Raw genomic sequence first — 13,465 nt, 5'->3', positions numbered from 1 at the left:
TGGTAGGGCGGGTTGGATCCCCACCAGCCGGTCCAGGACTGGTCGGGGCCATTCCCCGCGCACGGGCCCGAACATGTTGCGGCCCATGATGGTCGCGCCGATATTCGCCGCACCGGCGGCGAGGTGTTCGTCGTCGATTCCGGTGCTGCCGCCCTCCCGGCCGATCATCCGCCGGCCGAGTCGGGTGGCGAAAACCCATTCGTGCAGGCGCTCACCGCCGACGCCGAGCGGATGATCGGGACTTTGGCCGGGACCCGCGACGTACCCGCCGTGTGCTGGCCCGCCGACCAGGCGAATGCGGTCAGGGTGGGATCCAACGGGGCCGCGGTGAGTCGGTTGCCCAGCGTGGACAGCGTGTAGGTGCCGATACCCAGCACCACCTCGAGGGCTTGTTCGGGGGTGTATCCGTGGGACAGGAAGTCGCTCGCACGCTCGTCGGGGACGTTGCCGGCGGTGTCGACCACGGTGAGGGTGAACTCCTGAAGTGCGGCCAAGCGGGGGTCGGGGAGGGGGCGCTGGTCGCGCAGCGCGGCGATCAATTCCGGGTCGGCGCCGATCGAGGTCAGCCTCGCAGTGTGCATGGCGACGCACAGATGGCATTCGTTGCGCGTGGCCATCGTCATGACCAGTACTTCGCGCGACAGTTCGTCGAGTGTGCCGCCTTCGAACAGGGCGTTGAGTTTCATGAAGCCGTCGAGCAGTCGGGGTGAGGTCGCCATCTTCGCCACCGCGGCCGGGAGGTAGCCGAGGTGTGCGGCGCTCGCGGTCATCGTGCGACGGGCCTCGGCGGGTGCGGAGTCGAGGGTGTGAGTGGGGAAATGCATGGTGCGATCCGTTCGAGGTAGACAACCAAGTTGTCTAAACAGTAAACCTGGTTGTCGAATAGGGCAAGCCTCGGACCGGTCGGGTGACGCCGGTCAGCCCCCGAACCACCCCGCGACATCGAGCCGGAACGATTCCGGCGGAACCATCGTGCGCAACGCGCTTTCCATATCCCGCACGCGCTGGGCGCCGAGCTCTTTCACCCAGCGGCGTCGCAGCCGCTCGAAAATCTCGGCCGACTGCCGGAGTGCGTCGATCCCGCGCGGGGTCAGGCAGACGATCTTGCGTCGGGCGTCCTCGGGATCCTCGACGCGTTCGGCATAGCCCAGCGCGGTCAGCCGCTCGACCGTCTTACCCGCCGCCTGTTTGGATACGCCCAGCTTGCGGCCGATATCGCTGGCCGTCGCACCCTGCACGCCGATCGCCTGCATCGCGAATCCGTGGGCCGGACGCATGTCGGGGTGCCCCTGCTGCGCCAGTTCGGCGTGCAATTCGTCGATGAGCGAGCGAAACCCCGCGAACAGCAGTAACGGCAGCTCGAATCCGGGGCTGTCGATCGGGGCCCTCCCGCGCTTTCCGACAACCATGTTGACGAGAGTAGTCCAGCGGCGGAGACCGATACACCGACGCCGCCGGTGGGCGCGTGTCACCGGTCGCGGCCGGTCCGGTGGTGTTCAATACACCTGGAGCGCTCGGAAAACGAGCCCCTTGTTCTGTCGAATGCCCGGAGGCGCGATGACCACACGGCCACACCGGATTCCCGACCAACCTCGCGCGCCGCGCCGTCGTCGCGGTCTCGTGCATCGGCTCGCGCCGTGGCTGGCTCTCACCGCGATGCTTGCGGCGTGCAGTGGCCCCGGCGCCGATGTCACCGAATCACACGCTCCCGCAACGATTTCGACCGCTCCGCTGAACTCGGTCGCCGTGGTCACACACGGCAGCCCGGGCGACGCGTTCTGGAATGTGGTGAAGAACGGTGCCGAGGCGGCCGGGAAGGATCTGGGAATCCGGGTCGACTACAACTCCTCGGGCGACCCGGGGGAGCAGGCCAAGCTGGTGGACAACGCGGTCGCGCAGCATGTGGACGGACTCGTGGTGTCGATGGCCAATCCGCAGGCGCTGCGCCCGTCCATCGAGCACGCCGTCGCGGCGGGGATCCCGGTCGTCACGATCAATTCCGGCGAAGCCGACAGCGCGGCCGCCGGCGCGATCGGGCACGTCGGGCAGAGTGAGCGTCAGGCCGGGACGGCCGCCGGCAAGCGCCTGCGCGATGCCGGCAAGACCAGGATGCTTTGCGTCATTCACGAGGCGGGCAATATCGGCGCCAACGACCGCTGCGCCGGCGCGATCGGCGGATTCGGCGGCAACGCCACCACGCTGCAGGTCGACATCAACAACCCGGCCGATGCGCAGTCGCGGATCAAGGGAGCCCTGCAGGCCGATCGCTCGATCGACGCCGTGCTGACCCTCAATTCGCAGATCGCCGCCCGCGCGGTCGACGGGGTTCGCGAATCCCACTCTCGCGCCGCCGTCGCCACCTTCGACCTCAATCCCGATGTGGTGGAGGCGATTCGGGCCGGCACCCTGCTGTTCGCGGTCGACCAGCAGCAGTACGAACAGGGATATCTACCGGTGGTGATGCTGCGGCTGTATCGGCGCAATCTCAATACGGTCGGTGGCGGGATGCCGGTGCAGACCGGGCCGGCCTTCGTGGACAAGAACAACGTCGACGCCATCGCCGCCCTGGTGGCGCAGGGCACGCGCTGAGCAGGGAGCTGTCATGACCGAGACCGCAACGGTTTCCGAACCCGCCGCGCCGATCGGGCCGTCACTGCTCAACCGGCTGATCGTCCGGCCCGAGATCGGCGCCGGTCTGGGCGCGCTGGTGGTTTTCGTCTTCTTCGCCGTGATCACCGACCAGTTCATCAGCCCACTCGGGGTGGCCACCTGGCTCGACGACGCCTCGACACTCGGCATCATGGCCGTCGCGGTGGCACTGCTGATGATCGGCGGCGAATTCGACCTGTCCGCGGGGGTGATGACCGCGTCGACGGCGTTGGTGACCGCCATGCTCGCGGTGCACGCCGGATGGAACGTGTGGTTCGCGCTGGGCGTCTCGCTGCTGTTCGCCCTCTCGGTCGGCGCGCTGAACGGCTGGCTGGTGATGCGGACGGGCCTGCCCAGCTTCATCGTCACGCTGGGCACATTCCTGGCTCTGCAAGGTCTCAACCTCGGCGTCACACGGCTGGTGACGGGGACCGTGCAGGTGTCGGGTCTCCGGTCGGCGCCTGGATACGCCTCGGCCGGTTGGGTTTTCGCGGCGACGACGAATCTCGGTGACGCCCGCATCCAGGCCTCGGTGCTGTGGTGGATCGCGGTCACCGCGGTGGCGACGCTCGTGCTGGTGCGCACCCGCTTCGGCAACTGGATCTACGCGGTCGGCGGTTCGCTGCCCAGCGCTCGTGCCGTCGGCGTACCGGCGGCACGGACCAAGATCCTGCTGTTCATGGGCACCGCCTTCGCCGGCTGGATCGTCGGCTCCTGCAATCTGCTGCGGTTCGCGAGCGTGCAGGCGAATCAGGGCGTGGGGCTGGAATTCCAGTACATCATCGCCGCGGTCGTCGGCGGTTGCCTGCTCACCGGCGGATTCGGATCGGTGCTGGGTGCTGCCATCGGCGCGCTGATCTTCGGCATGGCCAGGCAGGGGATCGTGTTCGCGCGCTGGGACAGCGACTGGTTCATGCTGTTCCTCGGTGTGCTGTTGCTCGCCGCGGTACTGGTCAACAACGCCTTCGCCAAGCGCGCGGAAAGGTTGCGCCGATGACCACTCGACACAGCGACATCGAACAGCCGGCCTCCGCGCCGCTGATCGAGACGGTCGGCATCGGAAAGAGCTACGGCGGCGTCGTCGCCCTCGCCGACATCTCGATGGTCGTCCGGGCGGGGGAGGTCACCTGCGTGCTCGGCGACAACGGCGCCGGGAAGTCGACGCTGATCAAGATCCTCGCCGGAGTTCACCGCCACGACGCCGGTGAACTGCGCATCGACGGTGAACCGACCCGGTTCTCCTCGCCACGCGAGGCATTGGACCGCGGTATCGCCACCGTCTACCAGGATCTGGCGGTCGTACCGCTGATGAGTGTGTGGCGCAATTTCGTGCTCGGCTCGGAACCGACCAGGGGCGCCGGCCCCTTGCGCCTGCTGGACCGTGCGACCGCGCGTGACATCGCGCGGACGGCGTTGTCGGACATGGGAATCGAGATTAGCGATCTGGAACAGCCCGTCGGCACACTGTCGGGTGGGCAGCGCCAATGTGTCGCGATCGCCCGCGCGGTCCACTACGGCGCGAAGGTCCTCATTCTCGACGAACCGACCGCCGCGCTCGGTGTCAAACAGTCCGGCGTGGTGCTGCGTTACGTCGCGCAGGCCCGGGATCGTGGCCTCGGAGTCGTGTTGATCACGCACAATCCGCATCACGCCTACCCCGTCGGCGACCGATTCCTGCTGCTGCGGCGGGGCCGCGCACTCGGCGGCTACGACAAGTCGCAGATCGATCTTCCCGAGCTCACCCGGCAGATGGCCGGCGGCGCGGAACTGGAAGCGCTGCAACATGAATTACGTCGCCCGCCGCCCGGGTGAACGCTGTCGCACGGACGGCCGCCGGCGCTGGACTGATGGTGGTGCTCCGGTTACCCTCTGCCTGCCCCGACGTCGAGAAGTGAGTGAGAAGCGTAGTTGAACGGCACGGTGAAGTGGTTCGACAGTGAGAAAGGCTTCGGTTTCATAATCCCGGATGGTGGCGGAGACGACGTTTTCGTCGAATACACCGAGGTTCACGGCGACGGTTTCCGGCGATTGGTCCAGGGCCAGCGGGTCGAGTTCGACGTACGCCATACCAAGGCGGGCCCGGAAGCCAAGGGCGTCCGAATCGAGCAGATGCGCCGACTGTGGCCCGACCCACATGAACTGTGACCTGTCGGGCAGATCACTTTTCCGGAAATCGGGTTAACGCACCTTCAAAGGCCCTCGATATGTTGATCGTCAGTTTGTACGACTGAATTGAAACAACGAAGAGGTATTTATGATCCCCGTTATCATCGACACCGGTAGTGCTGCTGTGAACGGCCTGTTCGACACCCTGGGTGCGGCCTTCCACGGCCTGGTCAACACCCTGTGGACCGGCTCTTTCGGTGGCTGATCACTGATTTCGGTCGCTCGACGCGACCTCGGGTCGACCCCGGACCGTGGTGTCCGGGGTCGACCCATTTCTATGGTCGAACGGTCCGCTCGCATGATTCCGAGCGTCCGTGGCGGCGCGACGAGCGGCGTGGCCCGAGCTATCACGGGACAATCACGGCGGCACCGCTCGAAAAGCAGGATTTTCGGCTCGTGCGCGGTTTCCAGCCCGCGGGAGGACCGCTGTGGTGGCGCGAGGGCGCGGTCCATGGCAGGCTTGAACATCGAGAACGGGCCGACCGTGAAGTTGGTCGGCTCGGCTCGTCTACAGAAGGTATGAAATGGCGCAAGGCGTAGTGAAGTGGTTCAACAGCGAGAAGGGCTTCGGGTTCATCGCTCAGGACGACGGTGGTCCCGATGTGTTCGTGCACTACTCGGCTGTGAGCGGTAGTGGATTCCGGTCCCTCGACGAGGGGCAGCGCGTGGAGTTCGAGATCGGGCAGGGCCAGAAGGGCCCGCAGGCTCAGAACGTCAGCGTTCTCTGATCGAGTCCGCTGACTGCGCGCCACTTTACGTAGCGTGAACTGTCCGCGACTTACAGTGGAGCCCCGCATCTTTCGAGGTGCGGGGTTCTTTCGTATCCGGGGCCGGGTGCGGGGTTACCGACGCTCGGCCGCGGTCTGAGGGCGCCTGCCTACCGGGCGGTACACCGGCGCCGAAGCGCGACCATTAAGCTGGTCCGCGGTAAATGCCGACCTCTTTCCCCAGGAGTGCCCCACAGTGAGCCAAAATGGCCGTCCTGTTGTTCTGATCGCCGACAAGCTCGCCCAGTCGACCGTCGATGCGCTCGGTGACGGTGTCGAGGTTCGCTGGGTCGACGGCCCCAATCGACCCGAGCTGCTGGCCGCCGTGCCCGAGGCCGACGCGCTGCTGGTCCGTTCGGCCACCACCGTCGACGCCGAGGTGCTCGAGGCCGGCAAGAACCTCAAGATCGTCGCCCGCGCCGGCGTCGGCCTCGACAACGTCGACGTGCCCGCGGCCACCGAGCGCGGTGTCATGGTCGTCAACGCGCCGACCTCCAACATCCACACCGCCGCCGAGCACGCCGTCACCCTGCTGCTCTCGGCAGCCCGCCAGATCCCGGCCGCCGACGCCACCCTGCGCGAGCACACCTGGCAGCGCAGCAAGTTCAACGGCGTCGAGATCTTCGGCAAGACCGTCGGCGTCATCGGCCTGGGCCGCATCGGCCAGCTGTTCGCGCAGCGCCTCGCCGCCTTCGAGACCAAGGTCATCGCCTACGACCCTTACACCTCCCCGGCCCGCGCCGCCCAGCTGGGCATCGAGCTGCTGAGCCTGGACGAGGTGCTCGAACGCGCCGACTTCATCTCCATCCACCTGCCCAAGACTCCTGAGACCAAGGGCATGCTGAACAAGGAGACCCTGGCCAAGACCAAGAAGGGCGTCATCATCGTCAACGCCGCCCGCGGCGGTCTGATCGACGAGCAGGCCCTGGCCGATGCCATCACCTCCGGCCACGTGCGCGCCGCCGGTATCGACGTATTCGAGACCGAGCCGTCCACCGACAGCCCGCTGTTCGAGCTGCCGCAGGTCGTCGTCACCCCGCACCTGGGCGCCTCCACCGCCGAGGCGCAGGACCGCGCCGGCACCGATGTCGCCAAGTCGGTGCAGCTCGCCCTCGCCGGCGAGTTCGTGCCCGGTGCGGTGAACGTCGCCGGTGGCGCGGTCAGCGAGATCGTCGCGCCCTGGCTGGACATCGTCCGCAAGCAGGGTGTGCTGCTGGGCGCCCTCGCCGACGAGCTGCCGGTCTCGCTCGAGATCCAGGTGCGCGGCGAGCTGTCCTCGGAAGAGGTTGCGGTGCTGGAACTCTCGGCGCTGCGTGGAGTGTTCTCCGCGCACATCGAGGACGCGGTCACCTTCGTCAACGCCCCGTCGCTGGCCGCCGAGCGGGGTCTCGAGGCCTCCGTCACCACCCACAGCGAGAGCCCGACCCACCGCAGCCTGGTCGACCTGCGCGCCGTCTTCGGCGACGGCCGCACCCTGAACGTCGCCGGCGCTCTGACCGAGCCCGCTCAGGTCGAGAAGATCGTCAACATCAACGGCCGCAACTACGACATGCGTGCCGAGGGTCTCAACCTGGCGATCCTCAACTACGACGACCGCCCCGGCGCCCTGGGCAAGATCGGCACCAAGCTGGGCGAGGCGTCCATCGACATCCAGGCCGCGCAGCTGAGCCAGGACATCGACAAGGAAGGCGCGACCGTCATCCTGCGCGTCAACGAGTCCGTCCCGGCCGATGTGCAGTCCGCGATCGCCGAGGCCGTCGGCGCCGCGAAGGTGGCCCAGGTCGACCTGAGCTGAGTCGTCGGGCCGACATCGGCTCGGCCGCAGTACGTGACAGTGCGCGCGAATCCAACCGCTATGGTGCGGAGCAGGATTCGCGCGCATTGTGCGTTTCGACCGTGTTGGGCCTTGTCGCGCTGTGTAGCTGTGCGACCCTCAGTGCGGGAGTGGCTTCGCGAGGACGCGCGCCGACTTCGGGTGGTGGTCGCGGTCGGCCTGCACCGTGATTCGCGGGAGCCCGTGCCGTCCGATCTCACTCATTGGGAGCGGCTTGCCCTGGTTATCGGGGTGATCGAGGGGACCGATAGTGTGGCGGTGTCGGCGATCCGGCCGGGCGTTACGCCGCCGATCGACCGCCCTTGGCTGATTCGGCCGCATACGTGTTGCGAGCCGCGAGCAGGAACGAACGGAGCGTTGTCATATGAAGCTGGCTGTCATCGCCGGTGACGGTATCGGGCCCGAGGTCATCGCCGAGGCGCTCAAGGTACTCGACGTGGTCGTGCCCGGGGTCGAGAAGACCGAGTACGACCTGGGCGCCAAGCGCTACCACGCGACCGGTGAGGTGCTGCCGGAGTCGGTGCTGCCGGAGCTGAAGCAGCACGACGCCATCCTGCTGGGCGCGATCGGCGATCCGTCGGTCCCCAGCGGCCTGCTCGAACGCGGTCTGCTGCTGCACACCCGCTTCGCGCTCGACCATCACGTGAACCTGCGTCCGTCGAAGCTGTACCCGGGCGTCACCAGCCCGCTGTCCGGTGACCCGGAAATCGACTTCGTCGTCGTGCGCGAGGGCACCGAGGGCCCCTACACCGGTACCGGTGGCGCGATCCGCGTGAACACCCCGCACGAGGTGGCCACCGAGGTCTCCACCAACACCCGATTCGGCATCGAGCGCGTGGTGCGCTACGCCTTCGACAAGGCCCAGCAGCGCCGCAAGCACCTCACGCTGGTCCACAAGACCAATGTGCTGAGCTTCGCCGGTGCGCTGTGGCAGCGCACCGTCACCGAGGTCGGCGCGGAATACCCCGAGGTCGAGGTCGCCTACCAGCACATCGACGCCGCGACCATCCACATGGTCAACGATCCGGGCCGCTTCGACGTGATCGTCACCGACAACCTGTTCGGCGACATCATCACCGACCTCGCCGCGGCGGTGTCCGGTGGCATCGGCCTGGCCGCCTCGGGCAACATCGACGCCTCCGGCACCAACCCGAGCATGTTCGAACCGGTCCACGGCAGCGCCCCCGATATCGCCGGCCAGTCCAAGGCCGACCCGACCGCCGCCATCCTGTCGGTTTCGCTGCTGCTGAACCACCTCGGCCGCTCCGAGGAAGCCGCCCGCATCGAAGCCGCGGTAGCCAAGGACCTCGCCGCCCGCACCGGCACCGCGTCCACGGTCGAAATCGGCGACCGCATCGCGGCATCCATCTGAGTTCTGCAGCCGATCCCCCTGCCGCGCAATGGATTGCGCGACAGGGGGATTGTCGTGGGTGCGGCTCCACCACGTTGCGACCGGCCGGATGCTGGGAAGCGACGGACAGGAAGGGTGCGGATTCCTCCGTGCCGCGGCGTGGCCGGACATGACGTCGGTCCAGCGCAAGGTCCGCGCATACGCGGCTCTCGGGATTCCGCAATATTGGATCATCGAGCATCAGCCGCATATTCGAATTCATCGCTCCGCGCTCGGCGATGACGGCTACCGATGGGAGCCGGCAGTCCCCGAGGGAAGCCGGTTCAGTGCGGATATCGAGGCGGGCAAGGTTTTTCGCATCGAGTTCGACCCAGCCGCGCTGATCGAGATTTGATCCTGCAGCCCGCATCAGAGGGCGGGCGTCGATCAGGAACGGCTCGACCTCGGCGTTCCGGCTTCGCCGCAAGCAGTGTCCAGTGCCTCTCGGGTTGTAGGTACAACCTCGAAAAACGTTGGCGGCGTTGGGTTTCCCCACGGGCTCGCTCCGTACTGTGACGAAAAGGGGTGCGGCCGTGGGGAACCCGGGGGTCAGCGGTTGCGGGCGATCGGCACCATGGGGACGGCGGCCGCGGCGATGATCGCGGCGACCAGATAGGTGGCCGGGAAACCGGCGGCGGTGATGAGGGCGCCGAAAATCGGTGCTACAGCGGCGGATGCCAGGTTCTGGCCGGTGTTCTGAATGCCCAGGCCGCGGCCGCTCCAGTACGGACCGGCGATCTCGGCGACGGCGGTGAACGCCAGGCCGTTGTCCGCCACGGTGATCACCGACGCGGCGAACAGGATCGGGATCGCCGCCCACCACCAGTGCAACCAGGCCGCGCCGGCCAGGGCCGCCATCGAGACCACGGCCGCGATCGCCACGGTGTGCAACGGACGCAGGCGGCTGCCGACGCGGTCGGACCAGACACCGGCGCCGATGCGCCCGGCGGCGCCCAGGATCTGGGTCGCGGTGACGATCGCCCCGGCCACCGGCAGCGACAAACCGGCGTCGCGATGCAGCCACAGCAGCGCGAACGTCCACAGAGTGGCCTGCGGAATCACCAGCAGCACCGACACCGCGTGGATGCGCCACAGTGTGGAATCGCCCCGATACGGGTTGTCGGGATGCTCGCCGTTGCTCGCCGGGCGGGGTGGGTCGACGATTCCGATCAGACAGCCGATCGCCGCGACGCCCGCCATCGCCGCCGGAACCAGAATCGCCGTGGAAAACCCGTGTGCGGCAGCGACAGCCGGTATCGACATCGCCGCGATCGCGACACCCAGCGGCTGTGCGGTCTGCCGGATCCCCATCGCCAGTCCGCGCTGATCGACCGGGAACCAGCCGACGATCACCCGCCCGCTCGCGCCGTTGGTGCTGGCGGCGCCCATACCGGCCAGAAACAGCAGCACACCCAGCGCGCCGTAATTGGTCAACGTCGCAGCAGCCACACCAGCCACACACATCACGACCGGACCGGCGACCAGAACCGAGCGCTCGCCGACTCGGTCGACGATGTACCCCCAGGCGATCAGCGTGCACACCAGGCCGACCGTCGGCATCGCGACCAGCAGACCCGCTGTGGCCAAGGGCATTCCGCGATCGGTCAGCGCCGGCAGCAGAAACGGGGTGCCGTGCACGATGACCGCGCTCGAGCTCTGGGCGAAGACTCCGAGGGCGAGCATGGTCCACCGCCGGGTCGCGCGCACATCTGTCACGGTGGTCATCACCCTCACCTCGAATCTCATATTTTGGGATCGGCATCTTACTCTGTGAACCGGCTCTCACCGTACACCCAGGATGTGCCCGGTAGGCAACTCGAAATTCGTCACATCCGCCCGTCGCAGACCGGGTGGTCGGCCGTGTTCGGGCAGGTGGATAGACTCTTCGCCATGCGTCTAGGTCGTGTTGCCAGCCCCGATGGGGTCGCGTTCGTGAGTATCGAAACCGACGGTTCCGACGAGATCGCTCGTGAAATCGCCGAGCATCCGTTCGGTACCCCGACATTCACCGGCCGTACCTGGCCGCTGGCCGATGTGCGACTGCTGGCTCCCATTCTGGCCAGCAAAGTGGTGTGCGTCGGAAAGAACTACGCCGCGCACGCCGCGGAGATGGGCGGGCCGGCGCCGGAGGATCCCGTGATCTTCCTCAAGCCCAACACCGCCATCGTTGGACCGAACCTGCCGATCCTCTTGCCGCCCAATTCCTCTCAGGTCGAATACGAGGGCGAGCTGGCGGTGGTGATCGGCCGCCCGTGCAAGGACGTGCCGGCCGCCCGGGCCGCCGACGTCATCCTCGGCTACACCGTCGCCAACGATGTCACCGCGCGTGACCAGCAGCGCCACGATGGGCAGTGGACGCGCGCCAAGGGATACGACACCTTCTGCCCGCTGGGACCCTGGATCGAAACCGAACTCGATCCGGGCGATCTCGAGATCACCACCGAACTCGACGGTGAGGTGCGCCAGCGCAGCCGGACTTCACTTCTGCTGCACGACATTCCGAAAGTGATCGAATGGGTCACCAGGGTGATGACATTGCTGCCCGGTGATGTCATTCTCACCGGGACGCCGGAAGGTGTAGGACCGATGACGGATGGGCAAACCGTATCCGTGACGGTTCAGGGCATCGGTACTCTCACCAATCCTGTTGCCGCCAAACGTTGATCGAGAGAAGGAATATGACTGACGTACGGGTCCGATTCTGCCCGTCACCCACCGGAACACCGCATGTCGGCCTGATCCGCACCGCGCTGTTCAACTGGGCGTTCGCTCGCCACCACGGCGGCACCTTCGTCTTCCGCATCGAAGATACCGATGCCGCACGCGATTCCGAGGAGTCGTACCACGCGATTCTGGACGCGTTGCGGTGGCTCGGACTGACCTGGGACGAGGGGCCGGAGGTCGGCGGGCCCTACGGTCCCTACCGTCAGTCACAGCGGCGTGAGCTTCATCTCGATGTCGTCCAGAGGTTGCTGGCGGCCGGTGAAGCCTATGAATCCTTCTCCACCCCAGAGGAAGTCGAGGCCCGTCACCGCGCCGCCGGACGCGATCCGAAGCTCGGCTACGACAACTTCGACCGCGATCTGACACCCGAGCAGATCGCCGCCTACAAGGCCGAGGGCCGCCCGGCGGTGGTGCGGCTGCGGATGCCCGCCACCGATCTGGTGTGGAACGATCTGGTTCGCGGGGAGATCACTGCCAAGGCCGGGACGGTGCCCGATTTCGCGCTCACCCGCGGCACCGGAGATCCGCTCTATACGCTGGTGAATCCGGTCGACGACGCACTGATGAAAATCACACACGTGTTGCGCGGGGAGGATCTGCTTTCCTCCACCCCGCGTCAGCTCGCGTTGTATGCCGCATTGCAGCGGATCGGGGTGGCGGAGTTCACGCCGGAGTTCGGCCATCTGCCCTTCGTGATGGGCCAGGGCAACAAGAAGTTGTCCAAACGTGATCCGGAGTCGAATCTCTTCGCGCATCGGGATCGCGGATTCATTCCTGAAGGTTTGCTGAATTACCTGGCTTTGCTCGGATGGAGCCTCACCGAGGACCGCGATGTCTTCTCGATGGCGGAGATGGTCGATGCGTTCGAGATATCGAAAGTAAATTCGAATCCGGCGCGCTTCGACCAGAAGAAGGCGGATGCGATCAACGCCGAACACATTCGTTTGCTGGATACCGGGGATTTCGCCCGCAGGTTGCGGGAGTTCCTCACCGCGCAGGGCCACATCGGCGCCGAAGTGGACGACGGAGTTTTCGCAGCGGCGGCCGAGTTGGTGCAGACCCGGATCGTGGTTCTCGGTGATGCGTGGGATCTATTGAAGTTTCTGTTCGTGCCCGCCGAGGAGTTTGCTGTCGACGAGGCCGCGGCGCAAAAGAATCTGGGCCCCGACGCGGTGCCGGTGGTGCAGGCCGCCGTCGCGGCGCTGGACGGTGTTTCCGAATGGACGCCACCCGCGCTCGAGGAGGCGCTGAAAAAGGCTCTGGTGGACGATCTGGGGCTCAAACCGCGTAAGGCCTTCGGTCCGGTACGAGTGGCGGTCACCGGATCGCACATCAGCCCGCCGCTGTACGAATCGCTGGAGCTGCTCGGCCGCGAGGTGACCATGCGGCGGCTGCGGGCCGCGCTGGCGTAGGAGCCGCGCCCGGGTGCTACCCGAATCGGTCGCTGCGCCGGGCGGTCGCGGGTTCGTGACCGCCCGGGGGCGCCCGTCGGGCCGTACCGGCGCTGAAAAGTGGCTCTGACCAGACGATTTGTATATATCGGGGAGGGGTTTGGTACTCTTCTTCTCGGCCCGGAACGAGGGCCTCGAACCGGCAGGGGAGAGGCTGAAAGCCCAGGTCATTGGGGTATGGTGTAATTGGCAACACAGCTGATTCTGGTTCAGCCATTCTAGGTTCGAGTCCTGGTACCCCAGCGGAGAATGTTGATTCGCTTCGTTCGGTCGAGTCGGAACAGCATCCCCGGCGATTTGGTCGCCGGGTCTCGGCCGGTTAAGCTTGCCGAGCCTCCTCGATCGAAAGATCCACGGAGATCTCCCCTCGGGGAAGTCCTCTGGCCCCGTCGTCTAGCGGCCTAGGACGCCGCCCTCTCAAGGCGGTAGCGCGGGTTCAAATCCCGTCGGGGCTACATTCGAAAGCCCTCCAGCGCGAGCTGGA

General features: G+C 66.6%; 13 protein-coding genes and 2 tRNA genes. 12 read left to right on the top strand and 3 right to left on the bottom strand.

Annotated elements, in window-relative coordinates; translation table 11 throughout:
• Nucleotides 1-164 precede the first annotated feature (164 nt).
• Nucleotides 165-824 carry a carboxymuconolactone decarboxylase family protein gene (locus tag NK1_RS35330; RefSeq protein WP_084460693.1) on the bottom strand — a complete coding sequence of 220 codons (660 nt, stop codon included), beginning with the start codon at nt 822-824 and terminating at the stop codon, nt 165-167.
• Between the two features lie 93 nt (nt 825-917).
• Complete coding sequence (locus NK1_RS08215; RefSeq protein ID WP_063007955.1) at nt 918-1,409, bottom strand: MarR family winged helix-turn-helix transcriptional regulator; 492 nt, start codon at nt 1,407-1,409, stop codon at nt 918-920.
• Nucleotides 1,410-1,557: 148 nt separating this feature from the next.
• On the opposite strand from NK1_RS08215, the gene NK1_RS08210 reads away from it, so the two are divergent.
• From NK1_RS08210 to NK1_RS08175, 8 genes are all read left to right on the top strand, one after another.
• Nucleotides 1,558-2,589 carry a sugar ABC transporter substrate-binding protein gene (locus NK1_RS08210; protein ID WP_084460692.1) on the top strand — a complete coding sequence of 344 codons (1,032 nt, stop codon included), beginning with the start codon at nt 1,558-1,560 and terminating at the stop codon, nt 2,587-2,589.
• Nucleotides 2,590-2,602: 13 nt separating this feature from the next.
• Nucleotides 2,603-3,646 carry an ABC transporter permease gene (locus NK1_RS08205; protein WP_063007953.1) on the top strand — a complete coding sequence of 348 codons (1,044 nt, stop codon included), beginning with the start codon at nt 2,603-2,605 and terminating at the stop codon, nt 3,644-3,646.
• Nucleotides 3,643-4,461, top strand: coding sequence for an ATP-binding cassette domain-containing protein (locus NK1_RS08200; protein WP_063007952.1), 819 nt, complete (start codon nt 3,643-3,645; stop codon nt 4,459-4,461). Before NK1_RS08205 ends, NK1_RS08200 begins: the two co-directional genes overlap by 4 nt.
• Nucleotides 4,462-4,557: 96 nt before the next feature.
• The gene (locus NK1_RS08195; protein ID WP_063007951.1) at nt 4,558-4,794 is read left to right on the top strand and encodes a cold shock domain-containing protein; all 237 of its coding nucleotides are present in this window, start codon (nt 4,558-4,560) and stop codon (nt 4,792-4,794) included.
• Between the two features lie 545 nt (nt 4,795-5,339).
• Nucleotides 5,340-5,543, top strand: coding sequence for a cold-shock protein (locus NK1_RS08190; protein ID WP_030512990.1), 204 nt, complete (start codon nt 5,340-5,342; stop codon nt 5,541-5,543).
• Between the two features lie 235 nt (nt 5,544-5,778).
• Nucleotides 5,779-7,377, top strand: coding sequence for a phosphoglycerate dehydrogenase (gene serA, locus NK1_RS08185; RefSeq protein WP_063007950.1), 1,599 nt, complete (start codon nt 5,779-5,781; stop codon nt 7,375-7,377).
• Between the two features lie 403 nt (nt 7,378-7,780).
• Nucleotides 7,781-8,788 carry a 3-isopropylmalate dehydrogenase gene (locus NK1_RS08180; RefSeq protein WP_063007949.1) on the top strand — a complete coding sequence of 336 codons (1,008 nt, stop codon included), beginning with the start codon at nt 7,781-7,783 and terminating at the stop codon, nt 8,786-8,788.
• A gap of 148 nt (nt 8,789-8,936) precedes the next feature.
• On the top strand, nt 8,937-9,161 hold the full coding sequence (locus NK1_RS08175) for a Uma2 family endonuclease (protein WP_157104139.1): 225 nt from the start codon (nt 8,937-8,939) through the stop codon (nt 9,159-9,161).
• Nucleotides 9,162-9,355: 194 nt separating this feature from the next.
• On the opposite strand, the gene NK1_RS08170 is transcribed toward NK1_RS08175, so the two are convergent.
• Nucleotides 9,356-10,531: an MFS transporter gene (locus tag NK1_RS08170; protein WP_063007947.1), complete on the bottom strand. Its 1,176-nt coding sequence runs from the start codon at nt 10,529-10,531 to the stop codon at nt 9,356-9,358.
• Between the two features lie 165 nt (nt 10,532-10,696).
• Here NK1_RS08170 and NK1_RS08165 point away from each other — a divergent pair, with 165 nt between their 5' ends.
• From NK1_RS08165 to NK1_RS08150, 4 genes are all read left to right on the top strand, one after another.
• Nucleotides 10,697-11,470 (top strand): fumarylacetoacetate hydrolase family protein, encoded by a 774-nt coding sequence (locus NK1_RS08165; RefSeq protein WP_036503906.1) that lies wholly within the window; start codon nt 10,697-10,699, stop codon nt 11,468-11,470.
• A 14-nt stretch (nt 11,471-11,484) separates the two neighbouring features.
• Nucleotides 11,485-12,942: a glutamate--tRNA ligase gene (gltX, locus tag NK1_RS08160; protein WP_063007946.1), complete on the top strand. Its 1,458-nt coding sequence runs from the start codon at nt 11,485-11,487 to the stop codon at nt 12,940-12,942.
• A gap of 210 nt (nt 12,943-13,152) precedes the next feature.
• Nucleotides 13,153-13,224, top strand: a tRNA-Gln gene (locus NK1_RS08155).
• A gap of 139 nt (nt 13,225-13,363) precedes the next feature.
• Nucleotides 13,364-13,436: transfer RNA gene (locus NK1_RS08150), tRNA-Glu, on the top strand.
• Nucleotides 13,437-13,465 lie beyond the last annotated feature (29 nt).

Origin of the sequence: Nocardia kruczakiae NBRC 101016, from assembly GCF_001612965.1 — a bacterium.
Classification (GTDB): Bacteria; Actinomycetota; Actinomycetes; order Mycobacteriales; family Mycobacteriaceae; genus Nocardia; species Nocardia kruczakiae.
The sequence above is the reverse complement of the archived record's forward strand: the minus strand, read 5'-3'. Positions and strand labels throughout refer to the sequence as shown.